Here is a 25353-nt window from a genome sequence, read left to right as displayed (position 1 = left end):
GCAGCGATTATACCTGTTGTTCCGCGATGGCAAAGGGGCTGTCTGCGCTCACGCTACGATGGCGCTGCGCATTTCGCACAACCCCGGCCTTTGTGGTATCATTATCGTCTTCGTCATCGTGTATGCGCCTGGTTCTACTCGATGTATTTAGGGTAGCGGCAGATGAATAATTAGTAGAGGGATAGCAGCTCCATGAGCGACCTTGCCAGAGAGATTACGCCGGTCAATATCGAAGAAGAGTTGAAAAACTCATATCTGGATTACGCCATGTCCGTTATCGTCGGTCGTGCGCTGCCGGATGTTCGGGATGGCCTGAAGCCGGTACACCGTCGCGTCCTGTTTGCGATGAACGTACTGGGCAATGACTGGAACAAACCATACAAAAAATCGGCCCGCGTGGTCGGTGACGTTATCGGTAAATATCACCCACACGGTGACAGCGCGGTTTATGACACTATCGTGCGTATGGCGCAGCCCTTCTCCCTGCGTTATATGCTGGTCGACGGCCAGGGTAACTTTGGCTCCATCGACGGCGACTCCGCGGCGGCGATGCGTTACACCGAAGTGCGCATGGCGAAGATTGCTCATGAGCTGTTGGCCGATCTGGACAAAGAGACGGTGGACTATGTGCCCAACTACGACGGCACCGAACAGATCCCCGACGTCCTGCCGACCAAGGTGCCCAACCTGCTGGTCAACGGCTCTGCCGGTATCGCGGTGGGGATGGCGACCAACATTCCTCCCCATAACCTGACTGAGGTGATCAACGGCTGCCTGGCCTATATCGATGATGAGAACATCACCATCGAAGGGCTGATGGAGCATATTCCGGGGCCAGATTTCCCGACGGCGGCGATCATCAACGGGCGCCGCGGCATTGAAGAGGCCTATCGCACCGGGCGCGGCAAGATCTACGTGCGTGCGCGCGCCGAGATCGAGGTCGACGATAAAAATAGCCGCGAAACCATCGTGGTGCATGAGATCCCCTATCAGGTCAACAAGGCGCGTCTGATCGAGAAAATCGCCGAGCTGGTGAAGGAGAAGCGCGTCGAGGGCATCAGTGCCCTGCGCGATGAGTCTGATAAGGATGGGATGCGCATCGTTATCGAAGTCAAGCGCGACGCGGTGGGTGAGGTGGTGCTGAATAACCTCTACTCGCAGACCCAGATGCAGGTCTCTTTCGGGATTAATATGGTGGCGCTGCACCAGGGACAGCCGAAGCTGCTGACCCTGAAGGAGTGTCTGGAAGCCTTTGTGCGCCACCGCCGTGAGGTGGTGACCCGCCGCACCATCTTTGAACTGCGCAAGGCGCGCGGGCGTGCCCACATCTTGGAAGGCCTGGCCATTGCGCTGGTCAACATCGATCCGATCATTGAGTTGATCCGCCGTGCGCCGACGCCCGCCGAGGCCAAGGCCGCGCTGGTTTCCCAGGCCTGGGCGCTGGGCAACGTAGCGGCGATGCTGGCGCGCGCCGGCGACGATGCCGCGCGTCCGGAGTGGCTGGAGCCGCAGTATGGCATCCGCGACGGCCATTATCACCTGACGGAGCAGCAGGCGCAGGCGATCCTGGATCTGCGTCTGCAGAAACTGACCGGCCTGGAGCACGAGAAGCTGCTGGATGAGTACAAGGCGCTGCTGGAGCAGATCGCCGCGCTGATCTTCATTCTACAAAGCCCGGAGCGCCTGATGGAGGTGATCCGCGAAGAGCTGATCGCCATCCGCGAGCAGTTTGGCGATGCGCGCCGCACCGAGATCACCGCCAACACGGCGGATATCAATATCGAAGATCTGATCGAGCAGGAAGACGTGGTGGTGACCCTGTCGCATCAGGGCTACGTGAAGTACCAGCCGCTGAGCGACTATGAGGCCCAGCGTCGCGGCGGTAAGGGCAAGTCTGCCGCACGGATTAAAGAAGAGGACTTTATCGATCGGCTGCTGGTGGCCAATACCCACGACACCATCCTGTGCTTCTCCAGCCGGGGGCGCATGTACTGGATGAAGGTATATCAGCTGCCGGAAGCCAGTCGCGGTGCCCGCGGTCGTCCGATCATCAACCTGTTGCCACTGGAAGCCGACGAACGTATCACCGCTATCCTGCCGGTGCGTGAGTATGCTGAAGGGGTCAATGTGTTTATGGCTACCGCCAGCGGCACGGTGAAGAAGACGGCGCTGGCCGAGTTCAGCCGTCCGCGTGCCGCCGGGATTATCGCGGTGAACCTTAACGACGGTGATGAGCTGATCGGGGTCGATCTGACCGATGGCAACGACGAGGTGATGCTGTTCTCCGCCGCCGGTAAAGTGGTGCGCTTCAAGGAGGATGCCGTGCGTGCCATGGGGCGCACCGCGACCGGGGTGCGAGGCATCAAGCTGGCCGGGGACGATCGCGTGGTATCGCTGATCGTACCGCACGGTGAGGGGGCTATCCTGACCGTGACCCAGAACGGCTACGGCAAACGCAGCAGCGTGGCCGAGTACCCGACCAAGTCACGTGCGACTCAGGGGGTTATCTCTATCAAGGTGACTGAGCGTAACGGCAGCGTCGTCGGCGCGGTGCAGGTCGAGGACAGCGATCAGATCATGATGATCACCGATGCCGGTACCCTGGTGCGTACCCGCGTTTCTGAGGTCAGCATCGTCGGGCGCAATACGCAGGGGGTTATCCTAATCCGTACCGCCGAGGACGAGCACGTGGTGGGGCTGCAGCGGGTCGTTGAACCGGTTGACGACGAAGATCTGGACAGCATCGACGGCAGCGCCGCGGAGGGTGACGATGAGATCGTGCCGGAAGTGGAGAGCGATGACGATGCCGCCGAGGATGACGCTGAATAAGCGTTGATACAGGTGTCAAAAGGGTCGGTCACTCCGGCCCTTTTTTATGCCGGAGGCCCGTCCGGATAGAGATTGACGCTGTTACGTCTGGCTCCCCCTGACTCGCGTTGATACACCGTTGTGCCGCCAGGTCATTGCGCCGGGCGGGGTTTGTCGCTACCTTAACGCCATTCTCTCTGTTACTACGGTCACGGGCGCCACGTTGAAATACTTCGTCTCCTTTCGTACCACGCTCAAGGTTTCCCGCTATCTGTTCCGTACGCTGGCGCTGATGCTGTGGATCTTGGGCGCCCTGCTGACCACCTTCTACATTCTGAATAAGTTTCATGAGAAAGAGTCCGATATCCGTCAGGATTTTAACCTGAACTTCGATCAGGCCCAGTCGATCATCCGTCACGCTAACGCCACCATGCGTGATATTCGCTATATCGCTGAGAATCGGCTGGCCTGGTCGGGCAGCGAGGGCAGCATTCCGCCCTACAGCGGCAGGGCGCTGGACATCAGCGGCGAGCTGCCGCCGCTGCTGCCGATCTTTCCCGAGTCCGACTGCCGGCGCATCAGCGCGGGCTACCGCACCTCTCTGCAGGCGCTCAGCGGGTTTATCCGTTACTGGAAGGAGAACTTTGTCGCCGCCTACGATCTCAACCGGATCTTCGTTATCGGCGGCAGCAGCCAATGCCTGGCCGATTTTAGCATTCGTAACGTGCCCCTGGACGGCGGCAACACCCTGCGCCTGCTGCAGCAGCGGATGATGCGTTTTCAGGGCAGCAACGATAAGGACCCATCGCTGTTCTGGGTGATCCCGGGCGCGCAGGGTGACGCCGGCTCGCTGTACATTGCCTCGCCGATATACAGTGGAAACCAGCTGGAGGCGGTGCTGGGCACCGAGCAGACGCTGCGTCTGGAGGAGTTGACCAATCCGTCGATGTTGCCGATCGGGGTCACGCTGCTCAGCGACAGCGGCGATACGCTGCTGAGCTATGCCGAAAACGGCGGGCCGCTGCCAATATTGAGCGGTCTGCCGGACGATGAGAACTACTTCGGCTATAACAGTGGCTACGATACGCTGCTGCTGAAGAAAAAGCTGCAGCCGAGCGACCTGTCCATCGTCTACTCGTTGCCGTCGCGGGTACTGCTGGAACGCTTTAATCTGCTGCTGATCAACGCCATCGTGCTGAATCTGATCAGCGGGATCGTCCTGTTCGTCCTGACTTGGCTGTTTGAGCGCAAGATGTTCCTGCCGGCGGAGAATAACGCGTTGCGGCTGGAGGAGCATGAGCAGTTTAACCGCAAGATCGTGGCGTCGGCGCCGGTGGGCATTTCGATCCTGCGGGCACGCGACGGCAGCAACATCCTCAGCAACGAACTGGCCCACAACTATATCAGTCAGTTTACGCCGGAGGATCGTCAGCGTATCACCCGGATTATCTGCGAAGAGCCGATCAGCGTACTGGATGTGATCACCGTGCAGAACCAGAATTTGCAGATAAGCTTTGTCCGTTCGCGCTATCGCAATGAGGATGTGGCGATTTGCGCCATGGTCGACGTCAGCGCCAGGGTGAAGATGGAGGAGTCGCTGCAGGAGATGGCTGCTGCCGCCGAGCAGGCCAGCCAGTCCAAGTCGATGTTTCTGGCGACCGTCAGCCATGAGCTGCGCACCCCACTGTACGGCATTATCGGTAATCTGGATCTGCTGCGCACCAAGACACTGCCGGAGGAGGTGCAGCGTCTGCTGGGGGCAATGAGCAACTCCTCTGGGCTGCTGCTGAAGATCATCAACGATATCCTCGACTTCTCCAAAATAGAGTCAGAGCAGCTGAAGATCGAGCCAGGTCGCTTTGTCCCGCGCGAGGTGATCCCGCATATCATCGGCAACTATCTTCCGCTGGTGGTACGCAAGCGCCTGACGCTGTACTGTTTTATTGAGCCGGAGGTCCCGGAGGCCCTCTCCGGCGATATCATGCGCATTCAGCAGGTGCTCTCGAATCTGTTGAGCAACGCGATTAAATTTACCGATACCGGCTGTATTATTCTGCAGGCACGGGTGAATGACTTCTATCTGGAGTTCCGGGTGCGTGATACGGGGCTCGGGATCCCGCCGCGCGACGTGCTGCGCCTGTTCGATCCCTTCTTTCAGGTGGGCAGCGGCGTTCAGCGCCATTTTCACGGCACCGGGCTGGGGCTGGCCATCTGCGAGAAGCTGGTCAGCCTGATGGATGGCGATATCGCAGTGGAGTCATCTCCGGGGCTGGGTAGCATCTTTACCATCCGTCTGCCGATGTATCAGGCCAGGGCAGCACAGCCGCTGCAGCCGATATTGCAGCAGCGTACCCTGTGGCTGGATATCCATAACGCCCGTCTGGAGCGTTATCTGCAGACGCTGTTGAGCGCCGCCGGTGCGCGGGTGTGTCTCTGCCCGCCGATAGTGCCGTCGACGGCGCAGGATGTGCTGATCTGCGATCATCCACCGCAGACGGGGCTGGCGTTCGCCGCCCGGGTGCGGCTGTGCGCCGACTACCTCGGCCACGCCTGCCGCCGCGCCTCGGGGGAATGGCTGTTGAATACCGCTGCACCGCTGGAACTGCTGCAGGTACTGAACCGCATTTTTGCGCCGGAGAGCGTCGCGGAGTGCAGCCTGGAAAGCGCCATCGCGGCGCCGACGGATCGCCAGCAGGACTTCAGCGATATTGCGCTCCTGATCGTGGACGATCATCCGATCAACCGACGTCTTCTGGCCGATCAGCTGATCTCACTGGGCTTTAGCCAGGTCGCGGTGGCCTGTGATGGGGTGGATGCACTGGGAGCGCTGCAGCAGCAAGCGGCGGATATCGTGCTGACGGACGTGAATATGCCCAATATGGATGGCTACCAGCTGACCGAACGACTGCGTCAGCAGGGGCGCACCCTGCCGATCGTGGGGGTGACGGCCAACGCCCTGGCCGAGGAGCGCCAGCGTTGCATTGAGGTGGGGATGGACAGCTGCCTGTCCAAGCCGGTGATGCGGGAGGATTTGCTGGCCTCCCTCAGCGGCTATGCGCAGCAGATCCGCCGGCGCCGGGAGAAAGAGGCATAAAAAAACTCACCGACGGGGGCGGGGCCTGTGATTATGCCTTATCATCATGCGGCATGATATTGACCGATGACAGGTAGTTGAGCAGGGCGATATCGTTGTCGACCCCCAGCTTCAGCATTGCTGACTTCTTCTGGCTGCTGATGGTTTTGATGCTGCGGTTGAGCTTTTTGGCGATCTCGGTGACCAGAAATCCCTCGGCGAACAGGCGCAAAACCTCGCTCTCTTTCGGCGAGAGGCGCTTATCGCCGTAGCCGCTGGCATTGATCTTCTCCAGCAGCCTGGAGACGCTCTCCGGGGTGAACTTTTTACCTTTCTGCAGGGCGGCCAGCGCCTTAGGCAGGTCGGTGGGCGCCCCCTGTTTCAGCACGATCCCCTCGATATCCAGCTCCAGCACGGCGCTGAGGATCGCCGGGTTGTTATTCATGGTCAGTACGATGATAGACAGCTCGGGAAAGTGGCGCTTAATGTATTTGATCAGCGTAATGCCGTCGCCGTACTTGTCACCGGGCATGGAGAGATCGGTGATCAGTACGTTGACGTCCAGTTTGGGCAGGCTATTGATCAGCGCTGTGGAATCCTCAAACTCTCCGACCACGTTAACCCACTCGATCTGTTCTAGCGACTTTCGGATGCCGAACAGGACAATGGGATGGTCATCAGCAATGATTACATTCAGGTTATTCATATTGTTGGTTACCTAGTTGCAGCAGTTGGCTGACAAAAGCGTCAATGTGACTGATCAGGACGTTAACGTGTTCCGCATCGTTGCGTTTAATGGCCTCTTCCAACTGTTCGCACAGCCCTTTACCGGCGGGAAACGCCAGCATGGCAAAGACCCCCTTGAGACGATGTGCGGTGAGGGCCAGCGATGGCCAATCCTGTTGATCCGACTCAGTATACAGTTTCTGTACATCTGCGGGTACTGTGTCCAAAAATAGAGAATAATAATCCTTTGATTTAAAAGGATTGTTATCAATCTTGAGAGGCGTATTTTCAGCATATTCGCACTGCGCTGGCGGTTCTGTCACCGCCATTTGCCGTTCGATCAGCAGCAGGATGGCATCGATCAGCGCATCGGTCAGGTTAAAATTGGCCCGGATCCGCTGCGGTGCGTACTCCTCAAAGCCGTCGATATCCGCCGCCAGCAGCAGGGTATCGGTCTGGGCCTGTGCCGGATCGTCGGTCAGCGTCAGATCGCTGTGGTTTTCTGCGCCGTCGTTCTCTGCGTCGGCGGTCAGCAGGGTGGCGCCAAACCCCTCCAGGCGCTGGGCAACCCGGGAGCGGATCTCCTCTGAGGTAATCCGCAGACGGATGGTGATGCCGTCCAGCAGTTTTTCATCGTCCTGATCGGCCAGGGGCAGCGCCTGCATCTGGCAGCTAAAACGGTAGTGGGTACCAATATCATGCCTGCTGTCGATGGTCAGCTCGCCTCCCAGGCGCCGACACAGCTGGGCGCACAGATAGTAGGTCAGGCTGGAGCCACGCGCGAAGCGATCGCGCTGGGCTGGCGCCAGCGCCGGATAGCGCAGGTTGTGGCGCTCGGCGCTGGAGACGCCTGCGCCGGTGTCGCTGAGGGTGATCTGCAGCAGGCCGGGGCGCTGAGCATCGGGAGCGATGGTGAGGCCGATCTTGCCATAGGCGGTGGTGATGATGGCGTAGTGCAACAGCATCTCCAGCACCCGTTCAAGGGTGGCGATATCGCCGTTGAACTGCTGGGCGGGATCGGTTTCAACCCGTCCCAGCAGCATCAGCCCCTTGCGCCGCATGGCCGGCAGGCTGCGCAGCAGCAGGGCATCGATGCGCTCATGCAGGCGGAAGGTTCCCTGCGGCGGCGCCCAGTCCTGGCTTTCGACGGCGGTCAGCAGGGTGATCTCATCGATCAGGCGCTGGGCGTGCTGGCTCTCCAGCCACAGATCGTCCAACGGCGACTGACCGCCGGCGTCGCGGTCGCGGCGCAGGCTCTCGCAGATCTGCATTATCCGCGCCAGCGGATCGCGCAGCTCCCGGCCCAGGTTGTCCGTCATGGTCTTGCGCGCTGTCAGGTTCTTCTCATACTCCGCCTGTGTCAGCTTGAGCTTTTGGCTCATCAGCATTTCGCTATCCAGATTGCGGATCAGGAACAGCGCAGAGTAGGGTGTCTGCTGGCTGCGCACCATCTGCACTTCGTACATGGCGTTATTGACGCTGACCTGCACCTTCCCCTGGTGGCGATCGGCCATGGCGGCGATTTTGTTCAGGCTTAGGTGGGGCAACAGATGGTCGGCCAGCTTGTTGCTGGCGACCAGGGTGTCGCTGTCAAAGCGGTAAATCAGCAGCCCCATTGGCAGGTGGGTGATGATCTCCTGGTTCATCTCCTGCTGGGCATTCAGCTGGGCCGCCATGCGTTTGCCCGGGCGGACATACTGATGGCGGATGATGTAGAAGCCGATAGCGGAGAGGATCAGCAGCGCCAGATTGATCAGCAGCACCCAGAAGTTATTGCGCGCCAGATCCAGCGTGAGAGTCATGGTCGGGATATGAAATTGGATTTTCAGCGGCGTGTTGTAGATGGGCGCATTGACGGTGACCCACGGCCAGCCCAGCTGGGTAAAGGCGCGCGGCAGCTCGTCGTGGCCGCCCCATTCGCTGGTGCTGTCCTGATCCTCCTGCAGTTGGAAGCGCGTCGCCGGCAGATTGTCCGGCAGCATATCGCCCACCGGCAGGTCGAAGGCGATGACGGTGGCCAGATGGCCCGGATTATTGAAGGTGGTGCGCAGGGTAAAGTAGTAGGCGTTGAGAAAACGGAACTTGCGCAGTCCGGAGAAGCCTTCGCGCAGGTCGAGGGCGTTGGACTGCTGCAGCATTTCGGCCTTGCGGGTCTCCACCAGATTACCCAGGTAACCATCTTTATAGCGCGCCGAGAGATCCTTCATCGGCATGGTCGAAATCAGGATCAGACTGTTGTCCTGGCCGTTGAGGTAGTAGAGCGAGTAGGCGTCGGTGCTGGCGCTCCACAGGACGTCAAGATAGCGCGACAGGCTTTGCGCCAGAGCGGAGGTGGCGTTATCGTGCTGGCCGAAGATCAGCGCATCGGTCTTATGGCGGACCTTGTCCAGCAGATAGATGTCCGGGCGCAGACGCAGTTCACGCGGCGTCTGCACTGCGTCGGTGGTGCTTTCTGCCGGAATGTTTTCATAAATCTGGTAGGTAATGAAGCGGTAGGTCTCCACCCGCTGCTGTATCTGTCTGGCCACCGAGGCCAGCATATTTTGTTTGGCGCCGATATAGGCGTTCACATAGTTATAGCCATACAGCAGGTTGCCCAGCAACAGCAGCAACAGGAACAGCAGGTAGCTGCGGGTAATGCCGGAAAGGGACATAGTGTGTGAAGTCGGCTCCATAGCGTGCGGGCGATCCTGTCAGTCAAGAAAAACGCTGTGCGCAGTATAGCAAGGGGGGCGGATGCTGACATCTGCCCCGCGCCGTCCTCAGGCTATCTTACGCCGGAACATGGCATAGGCGGCGCCACCGGTGGTGACGGTGATCACCAGCAGCGGCCACAGGCTGTGCCAGATCACGCTAAAGCCGACGTTTTTTAGGTACAGCTGCTTGGTGATGTCGGTAAAGTGACGGATCGGGTTAATCCAGGTCACGTGCTGCAGCCAGAGTGGCATATTCTCCACCGGGGAGACGTAGCCCGACAGCAGGATGGCCGGCATCATGAAGACGAAGACGCCGATAAACGCCTGCTGCTGGGTTGAACAGAGCGAGGAGATAAACAGCCCAAAGCCGACCAGCGACAGGCCATATACCAACAGGGTAAAGTAAAACAGCCACAGGGAGCCGGCAAAGGGGATGTGATAGCCAAAGATCCCGATCAGCAGCACCAGGGTTGCCTGGAAGGTGGCGACGATCATTGCCGGCACCGCTTTGCCGATGAAGATTTGTCCGGTGTTCAGCGGCGAGACCAGCAGCTGCTCCAGGGTTCCCTGCTCCCGCTCGCGCGCCACCGACAGCGAGGTGACGATCATCACGCCGATGGTGGCGATCAGGGCGATCAGTGAGGGTACGACGAACCATTTGTAGTCCAGGTTGGGGTTATACCAGTTGCGGACGATCAGCGCGCTGTTGACCAAGGGGGGCTGGCTGCGCGTGCGCATCAGTGCCTGCTGGTAGTCGCTGACGATCTGCTGTACGTAGTTGGCGGCGATCTGGGCGCTGTTGGAGCTGCGGCCATCGAGGATCAGCTGCAGCGTGGTCGGTTGTCCGCTCAGCAGATCGCGGCTGAAGTTGGCAGGAAAGCGTACCAGCAGCAGCGCGCGTTGGTCATTGATGGTCGGCGCAATCGCCTGCGGGCTGTGCAGCAGGATCACCTGGGAGAAGGCGCTGGCCTTGGCCAGCCGCTGGGTCAGCTCGACGGAGAGTGGGCCGCTGTCTTCGCTGTATACCGCGATGGTGGCGTTGGTGACGTTGAGGGTGGCGGCAAAGGGAAACAGCAGCACCTGCATCAGTACCGGAACCACCAGAATGGTCCGGGTCTGCGGGTCGCGCAACAGGGACTGCAGCTCTTTGACGATCAGGGTCAGCAGACGGTGCAGCATGCTCTTCTCCTCCTCAGTCCAGCCGCCGCCGGGTTTTCAGGGCCGTCAGGCCGATGAAAATCAGCGCTGATGCCAGCATAAAGGTCAGGTTAACCATCAGTACGCTGGTGATATTACCCGCCAAAAACAGGGACTGCAGGGTACTGACGAAGTAGCGTGCCGGAATGACGTAGGTCACCGCGCGCACGATGGCCGGCATGCTGTCGATTTCAAACACAAAGCCGGAGAGCATCACCGCCGGCAGGAAGGCCGCATTAAGGGCGATCATCGCCGCGTTGAACTGGTTGCGCGTGACGGTGGAGATCAGCAGTCCCATCCCCAGGGTGCTGGCCATAAACAGGCTGGTCATGGCGAACAGGATCGGCAGCGAGCCACGAAACGGCACGCCCATGATGAAGACTGCCACCACCATGCACAGCCCCATCGCCAGCATGCCCAGCACATAATAGGGCAGCAGCTTGGAGAGCAGAAGCTCGGTGCGGGTGACCTGGGTGGAGAGCAGGGCCTCCATGGTACCGCGCTCCCATTCGCGGGCGATCACCAGCGAGGTCAGGATAGCGCCGATCACGGTCATGATAATGGTGATCGCGCCGGGAATGATAAAGTGCTGGCTGATGGCGGCGGGGTTAAACCAGTAGCGCATCTGTATGTCGATGGGCGGCAGGTAAGGCTGACCGCTTGTCAGGGCGTGCTGTTGCAGCCAGATCTGCCAGACCCCTTCGGTGTAGCCGCGGACAAAGTTGGCGGTGTTGGGCTCGCTGCCGTCGGTGATCACCTGGATCGGTGCGACATCCTGAGTGCGCAGCAGGCGCGTGGCGAAGTCGACCGGGATAACCACCATGCCGCGGATTTGCCCGGCCTGTAGCATGGCGGTCAGCTGCCGCCGATCGTCGCTGACGGTGGCGTCGATATAGGGTGAGCCGGTAAAGGTATCGGCCAGGTCGCGCGCCTGTGGGGTCTGCTGTTCCAGCAGAATGCCGATGCGTAGGCGGCTGGAGTCCAAATTGATGCCGTAGCCAAAGATAAACAGCAGCAGCAGCGGGATCACCACCGCGATCAGCAGGCTGCTGGGGTCGCGCACGATCTGGGTGCTCTCTTTTCGGCACAGGGCGCGCAGACGGCGCCAGGAGACGTAGGTGGCGCTGTCAGCCATGGGCATGCTCCCGGTCGTAGGCCTGCACCAGCCCGATGAAGGCCTGCTCCATGGTCGGGTTGGGGTTCTCGTCGCAGGCGATGCGCGCCTTGAGGTCGTCCGGCGATCCGCTGGCGATGATCTGCCCGTGGTAGACCAGCGCGATGCGGTCGCAGTACTCCGCCTCGTCCATAAAATGGGTGGTGACCATCACGGTTACCCCTTTATCCACCATACCGTTGATATGCAGCCAAAATTCGCGCCGGGTCAGCGGATCGACGCCGGAGGTCGGCTCATCCAGAAACAGGATATCCGGCTCATGCATCAGGGCGCAGGCGAGTGCCAGGCGCTGTCTGAAACCCAGCGGCAGCGCATCCGGCGTCTGGCTCAGGATCGGCGTGAAGTTGAACGCCCGGGTCATGTCGGCGATTTTGGCGCGCTGGCGCCTGCCGCGCAGGCCGTAGACCCCGGAGAAGAAGGTCAGGTTCTGCGCGACGGTCAGATTGCCGTACAGTGAAAATTTTTGGGCCATATAGCCCAGGTGCTGGCGCGCCCGTCCGGAGCCCGTCTTCAGATCCATATCGAGCACCAGCGCGTGGCCGCTGGTGGGTACCAGCAGGCCGCACATCATCTTGAAGGTGGTAGATTTACCTGCACCGTTGGGGCCGAGCAGTCCGAAGATCTCACTGCGCCTGACCTGAAAGTCGACGTGGTCGGTGGCAGCGAAGCTGCCGAACTTCTTGGTCAGCGCCTGCGCCTCGATCACCGTCTGCGCGGGATCGGCGTTGACCTGCGGCATGATGTCGGCCAGCGCCGAGGTCTGGTGCGGCCCGCCGCCCAGCAGATCGATAAAGGCATCCTCAAAGCGCGGCTCGGCCTCCTGCAGCTCGGCCTGAGCGAGGCCGAGCGCCGCGGGGATCTGCCGGTGGTCGCAGCCCTCCAGCAGGATCAGGCGTAGATACTTTCCCTGGATCACGCCGTCGCTGACCATCGGCAGGGTGATGGCCCGTTGCAGCAGACGGCGGTGGGAGACACCGGGCGCGCGCAGCAGGAGCGTACGCCCGGCCATGCGCTGGGTCAGCTGCTGTGGTGCGCCACTGTACAGCAGGCGTCCTTCGTTGAGCAGCAGCACTTCCCGGCACTGTTCGGCTTCGTCCAGATAGGAGGTGCTCCACAGGATCAGCATCCCGTCGTCGGCCAGGCTGTGTACCATCTGCCACAGCTCTCGGCGCGAGATGGGATCGACCCCGACGCCCGGTTCGTCCAGCAGCAGCACCTGCGGCGATCCTATCAGGGTACAGGCCAGTCCCAGCTTCTGCTTCATGCCGCCGGAGAGCTTGCCGGCCAGGCGATCCGTGAAGGGGGCCAGCGAGGTAAACGCCAGCATCCGCTCAAAGGTACGCTGACGCTCAGCGCCGACGACGCCGCGCAGGGAGGCGTACAGGTTCAGATTTTCCATCACCGTTAAATCTTCATACAGGCCAAACTTTTGCGGCATATAGCCCAGAATGGCGTGCAGCTGGCGATCCTGACGGAGGGGATCGAGCCCGACGACGCTGACGCGCCCGGCACTGGGCTTCAGCAGCCCGGCCAGGATGCGCATCAGCGTGGTTTTTCCGGCGCCATCCGGCCCGACCAGACCCATCACGGCGCCGCTGGCAATGCGGATCGTCAGGTTGGCCACTGCCGGGCGATCCAGCCCGTCAAAGCGTTTTTCCAGCCCTTCCAGCGCAATATAGCGGCTCTCCATGGTCGACTCCGCTAGCGCTGCGCCGGGGCAAAGCGCAGGGTGATCGGCATTCCCTGGCGCAGTGCATCGTCGGCATCGTTGACGATCACGCGCAGGCGATAGACCAGCGCGGTGCGCAGCTCCGGGGTTTCAACGGTTTTGGGTGTAAACTCGGCGGTCGGGGAGACGAATCCGATGGTGCCATGGTAGGGCTGGCGGCGGCCGTCGATGTACAGGTCGATTGGGGTGCCGGGAATGGCCTGGTTCAGGTGGGTCTCGTCGACATAGGCGCGCACCCAGACCGGACGTGTCAGGGCGACGCTGAATACCGTATTCCCGGCGGCCAGCATGGTGCCCGGCTCGACGGCGCGGGTCATTACCGTACCGGCGGAAGGAGCGAGCAGCGCGGTGTCGTGTAGGTTCAGCTCTGCCTGAGCCTGGGCGGCTTGGGCCTGCTGCAGCTGGGCCTGGGCCTGTTCTATCTGCTGCGGGCGGTTACCGGCCTGGTACTGGGCCAGCTTGTCGCGCGCCTGCTGTAGCTGGGCACTCGCCTGGTTGCGGTTGGTGCGTGCATTGTCCAGTTCGTTGGCCGATACGGCGCGGCTGGCCCACAGCCCCTGCTGACGATCGAGGAAGCTCTGGGCATAGCGATAGTTGGCGTCAGCCTGGGCGACAGCCGCCTGGGCCTGGGCTATCTCTTCGCTGCGGTAGCCGGCCTGCAGCAGCGCGAGGTTGGCCTGTGCGGCGGCGGTGTTGGCGCGCGCTTCATTCAGGGCATTGACATAGGGGGCGTCATCCAGCCGGCCCAGCAACATCCCCGGCTTAACTGCGGCTCCCTCATCGACGCTGAGGGAGGCCAGACGGCCGCTGACACGGAACCCGAGATCAACGGTGCGGATGTCGACGTTGCCATATAGCGTCAGCGGCTGATCCTGCTGGCTGCGGTAGTAGTCATATCCCGCGCAGGCCAGGGCAATCAGTACGACACCGATGACCACGCCTGTGATACGCCTTTTATTCATGATGGTTTCCTCACGTTCCCGACGACGCCGCGTTGACGCAGCCCGTTCATCAGCAGCTCGGTATGCATCTGCACGACCTCATGGATCGCCTGCGCCTGGGCCGGACCTATCTGGGGCCAGCCGGTGCGGTTCAGTATGGTTTCACGCGCCATGCGAAATGCCAGAACCTGGCCGATCAGCGCATGGGTGTGCAGCGCCGCCGCCGGCTGCGTCGCGTCTAGCCCGGCATAGCCGGCCACCAGACGGGTCATCAGGGTGTGCAGCGGCTAAATAAACTGATCGTGCAGAATGGGCGAGGCGGCGCTGGGCAGCATCTGCTCCCGTGAGATAATCTGGCTCAGGTGCAGGGTCTGCGGCTGGGTCATCAGATGACACAGGTGAGCGATGGCGCGCTGGATCAGCGCCAGATAGGCCTGCGGCGTTGCGTCTGACCGACTCAGAAAGCGTTCGCACTCCGTGCGCAGGGGGTGGAAGCTGGCGTTGAGGGTATCGGCAATCCACTGGGCGACGGCCAGATAGAGCCCCTGCTTGGAGTGAAAGTAGTAGGTGATGGCAGCGATGTTCTGCCCAGAGGCCAGCGCGATATCGCGGGTGGTGGCCCCCTCCAGTCCCCGTTGCGCAAACAGGGTCAGCCCGGCATCGATCAGGGACTGACGCGCCTGTTTGCCGCGGGGCGTTGTGCTGGCCATCACCGAATTGATGCAGGGCGTTGTCATCGCGACCTCGTTAAAAGTCAATCATATGATTGATTAACTTTAGGCGTTTTTTTCGCCGCTGTAAAGCGGGTGACGGGAGCGTAATGGGGGGCAGACAGCGCGGGTACATGCTGTTACACTGTACGCTAATTATGTACCTGCAGTTTGTGCCTGTCCTCGTGGTAATTCTTGCTTTGCCTCGTCTGATACGCCTGTCCGGAAACTGCATCCCTGTAGCACAGGGAGCGGGCAGGTCTGGAGTTTTTCATGTCTTTTGATTCCCTTGGCCTGTGTGCCGAACTGTTACGCGCTGTGGAAGAGCAGGGCTATCGTGAGCCCACCCCGATCCAACAGCAGGCCATTCCCGTGGTGCTGCAGCGTCGCGATCTGATGGCCAGCGCCCAGACCGGCACCGGTAAGACAGCCGGCTTTACCCTGCCGTTGCTGCAGCTGCTGCACCAGAACCCGAAAAGTGGTAAAGGACGTCGCCCGGTACGGGCGCTGATCCTGACGCCAACCCGCGAGCTGGCGGCGCAGATCGGTGAAAACGTACGCGAGTACAGCCGCCATCTGCCGTTGCGGTCACTGGTGGTGTTCGGTGGCGTGAGCATTAACCCGCAGATGATGAAGCTGCGTGGCGGCGTGGATGTGCTGGTGGCGACGCCGGGGCGCCTGCTGGATCTGGCCCATCAGAATGCGGTGGATCTGTCTCAGGTCGAGATCCTGGTGCTGGATGAAGCCGACCGGATGCTGGATATGGGCTTTATCCACGATATCCGCCGCGTGCTGGCCCGTCTGCCGGCCAAACGGCAAAACCTGCTGTTTTCCGCCACCTTCTCCGATGAGATCAAGGCGCTGGCAGCCTCACTGCTGCATAACCCGGCCGAGGTGGAAGTGGCGCGCCGCAATACCGCGTCAGAGCTGGTGACCCAACACGTGCATCTGGTGGATAAGAAGCGTAAGCGTGAGCTGCTCTCTTTTCTGATCGGCACCCGGGATTGGCGTCAGGTGCTGGTTTTCACCCGAACCAAGTACGGTGCCAACCACCTGGCGGAGCAGCTGAATAAAGACGGCATCAGCGCGGCGGCGATCCACGGCAACAAAAGCCAGGGGGCGCGTACCCGCGCGCTGGCGGACTTTAAGAGCGGTGATATTCGGGTGCTGGTGGCGACGGATATCGCCGCGCGCGGCCTGGATATCGATCAGCTGCCCTATGTGGTGAACTATGAGCTGCCCAACGTGCCGGAGGACTACGTGCACCGTATCGGCCGCACCGGGCGGGCCCAGGCAACCGGTGAGGCGCTGTCGCTGGTCTGCGTGGATGAGCATAAGCTGCTGCGCGATATTGAACGTCTGCTGAAGCGTCCGATTCCGCGCATGGCCATTGCGGGCTATGAGCCGGATCCGAGTATTAAGGCCGAGCCAATTCAGAATGGCCGCCAGGGTGGACGCCAGAACAGCGGTCGTACGGAACGTTCGGGGCAGGGGCGCCGCGCAGAGGGACAGCGCAGCACCGCGCCGCGTCAGGGGCAAAACCGCCGCCCGCGCCGTCCGGCTGAGCAGGGTAAGGGGCGTACCGAGGGGCGCTGAGCCATACGGCGACTCAGGATAACCCGTCGCGGAGACAGTAGAGAGACTGTGTCTGCGACGGGCCGATCGGCGCCGCCGCTCAGGCGGCGCGATCCAAGGGGTTCCCCGCTGTCATCTCTTTCTTCCATACGCCCGGTGTCACGTCAAAGCGCCGCTTGAAAGAGCGGGTGAAGGAGCGTTGGGAGTCAAAGCCCATCGACAGGGCAATGTCGAGAATCGATCCCTGGCAGACTTTTAGCCGACGGGCTGACTCATCCAGCTTTTTATTGCGGATATACTCCCCCAACCGAACTCCGGTGTGTGCTTTAAACATGCGCTGCAGGTGCCATTTGGAGTAACCGGCGCGCGCCGCCACGTCGTCAAGGGATGAGATGGCGGCAACGTTGCTGTCGATCCAGGTGCGTAGTGCGCTGATAAAATCGGTATTGTACATGGCAATCACCTTACTTTTTTGTGCGATGGTCGGTGACACGGCGCGCGTGGGAGTCGCCTGGGAACATGAATGCGTTGACGTGTCATCACGGTTACGATCGCGTTGACGCATAGCATACGGCGGCGTCGTTTATCTATTATTTTAACGATCGTTAATTTAATGGTAATTCCGTCGCCAAAGCGGCGTCAATGTTTTTTATTAACGTTTATTAATAAAATTGTTAACCCTATGTTTGTTAAAAAAGATATTGATGCTCTCAGGGGCGTCAATTTTCCTTAGCACGGTTTCACTCCCGGTGCGCCGTGGTTTGCATATTCAGGGGCTGAGGGCTACCTTTAGCGTGAGATCCAGTCAGTGAGGTGTAGGAAAGGGAATGGCAATTGAACACACATCCTGTAAGCGCGCCGGACGTGGCCGTCCAAAGGTGTTTGACAGGGAAGTGGCGCTGCGTAAGGCGCTGGAGCTGTTTTGGCGTCAGGGCTATGAGGCCACCTCTCTTGTGGATCTGGTGGAGGCTACCGGTGCCAAGGCGCCGACGCTGTATGCCGAGTTTGAGAACAAAGAGGGGTTGTTCCGTGCCGTGGTGGAGTATTACACGGCCTGTAACGAGGACAAGTACGATCGTCTGCTGTTTAACGTGACGCTGCCGCTGGCTGATACGATTCACAACTACCTGAGTGTGACGGCGAACTGTTTTACCAGCGGCGATACGCCCAGCGGCTGCTTTATCATCTGTGCTTCTATGGTGCAGACCCGCTGTTCGGATCAGGTCAGCCAGGTGCTGAAGAGCCGTCAGTCGGTGCAGGAGGCGATGCTGGCCCGTTTTCTCCAGCTGCGCCAGGCGCAGGGGGAGCTGCCGACGCACAGTGACGCACAGGGCTTGGCACGCTACCTGTGCTGCGTGATCCAGGGAATGTCGGTGCGCGCACGCGAAGGGGCTGACTGCGCCGATCTGCAGGCGGTTGTGGCCGCTACCATGGAGATATGGCCTGCACTGTGCAACGCCTGCCGGCTGCCGGAGTCCGCCAGCGGACACGCTTTGTAATACTCCCTCCCTTGTCATCGTCCGGAAAAACTGGTTAGCTAATCCCGTGTGATAGTCTGTCACCCCTATTCCAACCGCCGTAATCTGATTACGAATGGTTATGCCTGATGACAACCGTTCCACGGGAACGGCGGCATCAGCGTTGCTTTTTTTTCTTCGCTTGTGCTGAACTCCCCGTGGCTGCTCGATTGTGACGGAGGAGAGATGATCTACGTTTTTGGCCATAAATACCCCGACAGTGACAGTATCTGCAGTGCGCTGGTAACTGCCCAGTGGCTGACGGCGCGCGGTCTGCCCGCGACGGCCTGGCGCCTGGGAGAGATAAACCATGAGACGGCCTATATTTTGCGGCAGGCTGAGTGTGATGCGCCGGCGCTGCTGACGGCGCCGCTGAATGGGCGGGATGTTTGGCTGGTCGATTTCAGCGATGCCGAACAGGGCCCCGAGGGGCTGGCGGAGTGCTGTCTGCTGGGGTTGATCGACCACCATCGGTTAGGTTCATTGACCAGCGCCGAGCCGATCGATGCCTGGATCCGCCGGGTAGGCAGTACGGCAACCCTGCTGTGGCAGATCATGACCCATGAGTATGCCATGGTGCCAGATCGGCACCAGTCCACGCTGCTGCTGGGCGCCATTCTGAGCGATACCGTCGGCATGATTTCGGCTACCGTGACCGAGGCGGATCGTCGGGCGGTCGCCGCGCTGAGCCCACTGTGCGGCATCGACTATGAGGCTTTTCTGGATGGTCTGTTGGCGGCAAAGACCTGCCTGGATGGCTATACCCCCGAGGGACTGCTGGAAAAAGATCTCAAGCGCTTTGTCATCGGCGCCTACACCCTGGAGGTGGCGCAGCTGGAGGTCGCCTCGCCCACGCAACTTTCCGATCAGCTGGCACCACTGCTGGCCTGCATGCGACAGCGCTGCCGCGAGCAGGCGCTGGACTACGTGATGCTGGCGGTCAGCGATATCCGTCGCCGTCATACCGACCTTTATCGCGTTGCCCGCGACGGTACGTCGCTTCCCGTACAGGCGCTGCCCGGCATGCTGAGCCGGAAGAAAGAGATCCTTCCCTGGATCGGCGCCCATCTGATGTGAAATGAGGTTTCCCGATGAAAATATATCACCATGTTCTGGTTCTGATTCATGGCCGCCACGACGGTGAGCTGTTGCTGCCACATGCCTGCCAGGTTGCCCGGCAAAACGATGCCCGGCTGACGTTGGGGCATATCCGTGGCGATCTGGCTGCGCTGCGCGGTATGCTGGATGTCAATCTGACGCGTATGGAGCAGCAAAGCCTTAATGATGCCCGTCAGGTGCTGATGTCGCTGGTGCACCAGCAGGACTACCCGATCGATGCCGAGCAGATCGTTTCCATGGATGCGCTGGACGATTTGCGTGAGTTCGTTACCCGTCAGCAGGTCGACTTATTGATGCTGGGTCACCATAACCGCGCGCTGGCTAAGTTTGTCTCTACTTCGTTCGATTTTATCAATGACCTTGAGACCGACGTTCTGGTTAAACATATTTAAGGGCAGGAGTGCAGCATGAGCTTTTGAATCGAGAGTATCATGGCCAGGGAGATCCTGGACTCACGCGGAAACCCGAGGGTAGCAGTGGATGTGACGGTGTTGGGTGGTGCGTGGGCTCTCACATCGTCAGTACCGGATCGCGCGAGGCAGTAGCGTTACGCGACGGTGATCCGGGGCGCTTTGGCGGCTGTGGCGTATAGCGGGCGATCGCGCACGTTAACGTCCCGATCCGCAACCCCCCTTGAGGGGATTGACATGTGTGAGCAGGCGGCGCTGGACGTCCAGGCCATTGAGCGCATCGGCTACTGCCCGGGCGAGGATATTGTGATCTGCAGGCTCCGGCGTCCAGTGAGTTCTATCAGGATGGGTGATACTCTCTGCCAAGCGAAGGGTGTCGGCTCGATGCATAGGAGATGACTGACTATTTATGCAGCGCTGCTGGATGTGTTTCCCATTGTGCTGCTGAAGGATGGGCTGGCGGAAAACGACTGGGAGGGGGGCACCTGAATGCCCGCCAGGGACAGCGGATTGAGCGGGTGGGTGACGATCTGTTTGTCACCAACGTACGCTATATCCAGCGCGGTATTGATGAGGCGCGGCCAATGCGGCGTTGATTAAGCTGAATCAGATCGGCAGCCTGAGTGAGACCATCGCCGCAGTACAGTTGTGTCATAGCCATGGCTGGGGTGCCTTTATCTTCCACCGCAGTGGTGAAACTGTGGATAGCTTTATCGTCGACATGACTGTTGGACTGCGTGCTGACCACTTGAAAACCGGTGCATCGTACCGTGGTGAGCGGATCGAAAAATACAATCAGCTGATGTGCATTGAAGATGCGCTGGGGACCGCGGCGCAGTTTGCCGGTAAACGCGCCTTTGCCCATCTCTAATCGCGCTTCTCTGCAGCGGCGTGGCGTCAGTCACGCCGCCTTGGGGCGCATTCCCCTTTTTCCCATGTTTTACCATTTCCCACGGCTTCCCACCCACCTTGGTCGTACCGCTGCACGCAGATGAAAAGAAGTTGTCAATTGGTATAGTTAGCATAATAGATTTTGAGATAATATATATAATAATTTCAATAAATTAAAACTGTATCTTACGATTACTCCACCATGAGGCAGCTGGGGATGAGAGGTCTTTTCGGCGATAGGCGCCAGCGTTCTATGGCACAATACAGCGATCCGATGCTGCCGCGGCGTGGCTTTACCTGGTTGCGGGCGCTGTATTTGCTGTCGCTTGGGCCACTGTTGCTGCTGCTGGCCATGTTGCACCTGCTGTATTTACCGCACTATCCGGCACGGCGCTTTAATGGTTTTGCCTTTTCACTGGAACTGGTGGAGTACCTGACCGTTTTGCTGATGCTGGTGGCGGTACAGTTTTCTGCGCTGGATCGTCGCTCCTACTGGGTTTTGAACAGCGGTCTGACCCTATGGATACTGAGCGGGGTGCTGGATCTGCTGGATGAGGTAGTGCAGCAGCCGGTATGGCTCGGTAATCTGGAGGATGTACTGCGTGCTATCGGCATGGTGATGTGCGCCTGGGGCGGTATCTGTACTCTGCGTTATCTTGCCCGGGTACGGGGACGACTGCGCTATCTGGCGCTGTTTGACGACCTGACCGGGTTACCCAACCGGCGCCATTTTTACTCAAGCCTGATGTCTCAGCCACTGCCACGTCACTTCTCGCTGTTTATTATCGATCTTGACCACTTTAAACAGATTAACGATGAGTTTGGACATGCCGTTGGCGATCGGGTGCTGTGCCAGTTTGGCCGCCTGTTGCACAGTGAGTTCGTCTCCCCGGCCTTTCCGGCCCGCATCGGCGGCGAGGAGTTTGCCGTGGTTCTGGAGAGCGAGGATCGGGCATGGCTGGAGACCCGCGCGGCACGCTTGCTGCAGCAGGCCAGTATGGTGCGGATTACCGAACAGCGCGGGCTGACCGTAAGCATTGGCGTGGGGATCTATGCGGCCGGTGAAACGCTGGCGCATTTTGTGGCGCGGGTGGACGGCGGGTTGTATCAGGCTAAGGGTGCCGGGCGTAACAACTATCGCTGGAGCCCGCCGCCTCAGTGAGGGTGTGGCGATGCTAAGCGCCGATCGCGGTTCGCAATCATACATCTGGACTATGGGTATCCGGATAGACGGCGTTGGGTGAGGGAGTCCGATAGATCCGGCAGCAGGCGCCTACGGAAGCGCAGATGTAAAAAAACCAACCGCAGAGGTTGGTTTTTTTAGGGAATTTTGGTCGGCACGAGAGGATTTGAACCTCCGACCCCTGACACCCCATGACAGTGCGCTACCAGGCTGCGCTACGTGCCGAACTGGTTGTGTATACTACCTTTTTTTCTGACATTTGCAAGCCGTGATCGCACCGTTTGCCGTTGTTTTAGGCAATCGGCCGCCTTTTGTTGTGGTATCGCGCGGTAGTGCGATATTTCCCTGTGCGGCGCCCTAGTTGGCAATAAAGCGCTTCACGTCGGTCAATACCTGTAGCAGCAGCGGTAGCTGCAGCCGCTCGCCCGTCAGCTCTCGATTGTCGCGATCGTAGGCGCGGTAGGTGCCGTTACGGTTGAGCACGATGGTTTGCTGCGGCGTGACGATCACCAGATCGCTGCCGTTGCCCAGCGTCAGCCAGTCGTGACTGCGCGCGGCGGCAAACAGATCCTCGCCCTGGGTGTAGTTGGCGGCCCGGCTGTCGACGTGCAGCAGACGCTGCATCAGCGTGGCCATGATATCTTCATGGTTGGTCATCTTGGCGATGGATTGCGGCGAGGTGCCCGGCCAGTGGATGATCAGCGGCACCTGCAACCGGGCTCGGCTGTAGTCGGCGTCGGCGTGATCCTCGCCGTCCAGCGCCACGCCGTGACTGCCGGTGATCACCACTACCGTGTTTTTCAGCACCTGACGCGCGCGGAGGGCGTCGATCATTGCGGCGATCTGTCCATCCAGCTGCCGAGCCGAGCGCTGATAGCGGCTGGCTGACAGCGCTCCGCCGTCGGCCTCGCCGTTCAGATTGACGTAGGCAAACCACGGGTGGGTGGATGTTTGGGTATCCAGCCAGTTTTCCCACTGATGCACCGTGGCGGCATCGCTCTGTTTCTGCGGTGCGGGCAAGGTAAAATCACTGAACAGCGCCTGACGATAGAGTGGGGCTTTGAAGCCATCCGATGAGAACAGGCCGAACTGATAGTGTTGATGCGTTAGCGCGTCGATCAGCGCCGACGGCTTACGTCCGGCCAGGATACTGTCCAGATAGCTGGGCGAGATGCCGTAAAACAGACCGAACAGCCCGCTGTCGATGGCGTTGCCGGTGCTGTAATGGTGGGTAAAGTTCAGGTTTTTGGCACTGAAGGCGGCCAGCTCCGGCATGGTTTGCGGCAGCGCATCGGCCCGCAGGCCGTCGGCGACCACCACCAGCAGGTTCAGCCCGGCGCCTTTGTCGCTGTAGCTCAGCTCACCCAGCGGGTACTCAATGGCTAATGCCTCAGGATTGCCGGTACGGATCAGCCGCTCCTGATAGGCCTGTGCATTTAACAGTCCGTGTTTTTCCAGGAAGCGCCGCGCCGTCATCGGGTAGGAGAGCGGCAGATTGGCGCGCTGCATAGTGATGGGGCGGTAGAAGTTGGCATCCGCCCAGATATAGATCAGGTGCGAGGCCAGGAATGAGACGATAAATACCAGTGCCAGCGGCTTGCCAAAGGTTTGCCGGTTGAGGCTACGCAGTTTTTGCCAGCTCCAGGTACCGAACAACATCTCGATCAGAAACAGCACCGGCACGCAGATGAACATCAGCTGCCAGTCGCGGGAGAGCTCCCCCTGCGCGGGGTTAATGACCAGCTCCCAGACCAGCGGGTTAAGGTGCAGGTGGAAGCGGGTGAATACCTCGGAGTCGATCAGCAGCAGGGTCAGTCCGGCGGTGGCCAGTGCCGCGGAAAGAAAGCGCAGCAGACGCTGCGACATTACAATAAAGGTTAACGGAAACAGCGTAAGAAGATAGGCGGCAAACCCCAGGAAGCTGAAGTGACCTAGCCAGCTGACGATGGCATAGATACGCCCGGCCAGGGTCGCTGGCCAGTCGGCAATAAACAGATAACGACTGCCCAGCAGCAGCGCCAGCAGAATATTAAACAGGGCGAACCAGTGCCCCCAGCTGATCATCTGGGAGACCTTTTCACGATAGCGCTGACGGTTCGTTACCATAAACTCTGTCTGTTTCCGTCGAATCTCTGTACCCGAAGGGTCAGTGGGCTTTATCTTCCCGAATGGAGGCCTGAAGCGCGTCGGCAAAGGAGCGTGCGATCATGCTGCGCTGCGTCGGCGCGACGCTGGTATTAATCAGGTTAGTTACCATATTGCCCAGCACCATCAGGGAGAGATCGGTGGGCGCATGCTGCGATTCTAATACGTTAACCAGTTCAGAGAGCAATTGTTCAACGCGCTGATCGCTGTAACGGGATGATTGTGGCATAAAAGTGACCGTCGATGACTTACAAAGTTCACCATATTACCCGATAGGCGCGTGGTTTTCTGCTCTTTTATGCAGGGGGAGGTGCGGCGGTGGACAAAGGCGCTTGCGGGTGCCCGGTAACGGTGCTTGAATACGCGCCTGTATCAGGCTGAGGACAACAGGAGCAAACGATGAGTCTGGATCTGGAGAACATCGCGCTACATCAATTGGTTAAACGCGATGAGCAACAGTTGGATGTGGTGCTGCGCGACTCGTTGCTGGAAAAGAGCGCCGCCGTTGATGAGATGATGGCGGAGCTACACCGGGTCTACAGCGCCAAAAGCAAGGCGTATGGCACCTTTAACCCGGAGAGCGAGCTGGCGCAGGCGCTGACTCACTACCGCAAGGGAGAGGATAGCTTCCTGGCGTTTAGCCGTGCGGCGACCGGTCGCCTGCGCGATGAACTGGCCAAATATCCGTTTGCCGAGGGTGGGATCGTGCTGTTCTGCCAGTATCGCTATCTGGCAGTGGATTACCTGCTGGTCGCAGTACTCAATAATTGCAGCAGCATGCGGGTGAACGAACGACTGGATCTGAGCACCACCCATTATCTGGACATTATGCATGCCGACATCGTCGCGCGTATCGATATGACCGAATGGGAGACCAACCCACAGTCCCAGCGTTACCTCTCGTATCTGAAAGGCCGGGTGGGGCGCAAGGTGGCCGATTTCTTTATGGACTTTTTAGGCGCTCAGGCGGGGCTGGATACCAAGGTGCAGAATCGCGGCCTGCTGCAGGCGGTGAGCGATTACTGTAGTGAAGGCCAGTTGGATAAAAACGAGCGTCAGGCCTGCCGTAAACAGGTGTATGACTATTGTAATGAACAACTGCAGGCGGGGGAGGATATTGCGCTGGAGGCGCTGTCGCGGGAGATCCCCAGCGTCGGGGATATGGACTTTCAGCAGTTCACCGCCGAGCGTGGCTACGCGCTGGAGGAGAGCTTCCCCGCGGATCGCAGTACGCTGCGTCAGCTGACCAAGTTTGCCGGCAGTGGCGGTGGCCTGACGATTAACTTTGACGCCCTGCTGCTGGGGGAGCGTATCTTTTGGGATGCGCAGACCGATACCCTGACGATCAAGGGGACGCCGCCTAACCTGCGCGATCAGCTGCAGCGCAACGGCGGCGCGCGTTAACGGCGAAGGGCGCGTACAACGCGCCTTTTTCCCGCGCGAACCATAAAAAAANAAC

Annotated in this window: 17 protein-coding genes, 1 tRNA gene and 2 pseudogenes; 9 read left to right on the top strand and 11 right to left on the bottom strand. The window is 59.8% G+C overall.

All coding sequences use genetic code 11. The features are described from left to right. Positions 1–192 precede the first annotated feature (192 nt). Together gyrA and rcsC are read left to right on the top strand one after the other, a co-directional pair. Positions 193–2829, top strand: coding sequence for a DNA topoisomerase (ATP-hydrolyzing) subunit A (gyrA, locus tag EIEH_RS08715; RefSeq protein ID WP_015871906.1), 2637 nt, complete (start codon positions 193–195; stop codon positions 2827–2829). Between the two features lie 202 nt (positions 2830–3031). Further along, entirely contained in the window at positions 3032–5902 is a 2871-nt protein-coding gene (gene rcsC, locus EIEH_RS08710) for a two-component system sensor histidine kinase RcsC (RefSeq protein ID WP_015871905.1), read from the top strand. Positions 5903–5933: 31 nt separating this feature from the next. On the opposite strand, the gene rcsB is transcribed toward rcsC, so the two are convergent. The 7 genes and pseudogenes from rcsB to EIEH_RS08675 all read right to left on the bottom strand — a co-directional run bounded on the left by rcsB (position 5934) and on the right by EIEH_RS08675 (position 15081). Further along, the gene (gene rcsB / locus EIEH_RS08705) at positions 5934–6587 is read right to left on the bottom strand and encodes a response regulator transcription factor RcsB (RefSeq protein ID WP_015871904.1); all 654 of its coding nucleotides are present in this window, start codon (positions 6585–6587) and stop codon (positions 5934–5936) included. Further along, positions 6580–9282, bottom strand: a complete 2703-nt coding sequence (gene rcsD, locus EIEH_RS08700; protein ID WP_015871903.1) for a phosphotransferase RcsD — start codon at positions 9280–9282, stop codon at positions 6580–6582. The genes rcsB and rcsD overlap by 8 nt, the downstream gene beginning before the upstream one ends. Before the next feature lie 87 nt (positions 9283–9369). Next, entirely contained in the window at positions 9370–10482 is a 1113-nt protein-coding gene (locus EIEH_RS08695) for an ABC transporter permease (protein WP_015871902.1), read from the bottom strand. Positions 10483–10495: 13 nt separating this feature from the next. Further along, positions 10496–11635: an ABC transporter permease gene (locus EIEH_RS08690; RefSeq protein ID WP_015871901.1), complete on the bottom strand. Its 1140-nt coding sequence runs from the start codon at positions 11633–11635 to the stop codon at positions 10496–10498. Beyond that, a complete protein-coding gene (locus EIEH_RS08685; protein ID WP_015871900.1) occupies positions 11628–13364 on the bottom strand; it encodes an ATP-binding cassette domain-containing protein in 1737 nt (578 codons plus the stop codon). The genes EIEH_RS08690 and EIEH_RS08685 overlap by 8 nt, the downstream gene beginning before the upstream one ends. Before the next feature lie 11 nt (positions 13365–13375). Beyond that, positions 13376–14365 carry a secretion protein HlyD gene (gene hlyD, locus EIEH_RS08680; RefSeq protein WP_015871899.1) on the bottom strand — a complete coding sequence of 330 codons (990 nt, stop codon included), beginning with the start codon at positions 14363–14365 and terminating at the stop codon, positions 13376–13378. Next, positions 14362–15081, bottom strand: a pseudogene (locus tag EIEH_RS08675) (CerR family C-terminal domain-containing protein). The gene hlyD and the pseudogene EIEH_RS08675 overlap by 4 nt, the downstream one beginning before the upstream one ends. Before the next feature lie 246 nt (positions 15082–15327). Between EIEH_RS08675 and rhlE the strand changes: the two are divergent. Further along, positions 15328–16650, top strand: a complete 1323-nt coding sequence (rhlE, locus tag EIEH_RS08670; protein WP_015871897.1) for an ATP-dependent RNA helicase RhlE — start codon at positions 15328–15330, stop codon at positions 16648–16650. Positions 16651–16729: 79 nt separating this feature from the next. On the opposite strand, the gene EIEH_RS08665 is transcribed toward rhlE, so the two are convergent. Continuing rightward, positions 16730–17083 carry a helix-turn-helix domain-containing protein gene (locus EIEH_RS08665; protein WP_015871896.1) on the bottom strand — a complete coding sequence of 118 codons (354 nt, stop codon included), beginning with the start codon at positions 17081–17083 and terminating at the stop codon, positions 16730–16732. A gap of 373 nt (positions 17084–17456) precedes the next feature. On the opposite strand from EIEH_RS08665, the gene corR reads away from it, so the two are divergent. The 5 genes and pseudogenes from corR to EIEH_RS08640 all read left to right on the top strand — a co-directional run bounded on the left by corR (position 17457) and on the right by EIEH_RS08640 (position 21728). Continuing rightward, positions 17457–18128 (top strand): copper stress response transcriptional regulator CorR, encoded by a 672-nt coding sequence (gene corR / locus EIEH_RS08660; RefSeq protein ID WP_015871894.1) that lies wholly within the window; start codon positions 17457–17459, stop codon positions 18126–18128. Positions 18129–18332: 204 nt separating this feature from the next. Then, positions 18333–19223 carry a DHHA2 domain-containing protein gene (locus EIEH_RS08655; protein WP_015871893.1) on the top strand — a complete coding sequence of 297 codons (891 nt, stop codon included), beginning with the start codon at positions 18333–18335 and terminating at the stop codon, positions 19221–19223. 14 nt (positions 19224–19237) lie between these two features. After that, positions 19238–19657: a universal stress protein gene (locus EIEH_RS08650; RefSeq protein ID WP_015871892.1), complete on the top strand. Its 420-nt coding sequence runs from the start codon at positions 19238–19240 to the stop codon at positions 19655–19657. A gap of 273 nt (positions 19658–19930) precedes the next feature. After that, positions 19931–20546, top strand: a pseudogene (locus EIEH_RS08645) (phosphopyruvate hydratase family protein); the annotation flags it as partial. A gap of 273 nt (positions 20547–20819) precedes the next feature. Further along, positions 20820–21728: a GGDEF domain-containing protein gene (locus EIEH_RS08640; protein WP_015871889.1), complete on the top strand. Its 909-nt coding sequence runs from the start codon at positions 20820–20822 to the stop codon at positions 21726–21728. A gap of 169 nt (positions 21729–21897) precedes the next feature. On the opposite strand, the gene EIEH_RS08635 is transcribed toward EIEH_RS08640, so the two are convergent. The 3 genes from EIEH_RS08635 to EIEH_RS08625 form a co-directional block, all read right to left on the bottom strand. Further along, positions 21898–21974 (bottom strand) — tRNA-Pro (locus tag EIEH_RS08635). A gap of 132 nt (positions 21975–22106) precedes the next feature. Then, on the bottom strand, positions 22107–23855 hold the full coding sequence (gene yejM / locus EIEH_RS08630) for an LPS biosynthesis-modulating metalloenzyme YejM (protein WP_015871888.1): 1749 nt from the start codon (positions 23853–23855) through the stop codon (positions 22107–22109). A 40-nt stretch (positions 23856–23895) separates the two neighbouring features. Next, positions 23896–24123: a YejL family protein gene (locus tag EIEH_RS08625; protein WP_015871887.1), complete on the bottom strand. Its 228-nt coding sequence runs from the start codon at positions 24121–24123 to the stop codon at positions 23896–23898. Between the two features lie 170 nt (positions 24124–24293). On the opposite strand from EIEH_RS08625, the gene yejK reads away from it, so the two are divergent. Further along, positions 24294–25298: a nucleoid-associated protein YejK gene (gene yejK / locus EIEH_RS08620; RefSeq protein ID WP_015871886.1), complete on the top strand. Its 1005-nt coding sequence runs from the start codon at positions 24294–24296 to the stop codon at positions 25296–25298. The last annotated feature ends 55 nt before the right edge of the window (positions 25299–25353 follow it).

It is taken from the genome of Edwardsiella ictaluri ATCC 33202, assembly GCF_000264785.1.
GTDB lineage: Bacteria > Pseudomonadota > Gammaproteobacteria > Enterobacterales > Enterobacteriaceae > Edwardsiella > Edwardsiella ictaluri.
The sequence above is the reverse complement of the archived record's forward strand: the minus strand, read 5'-3'. Positions and strand labels throughout refer to the sequence as shown.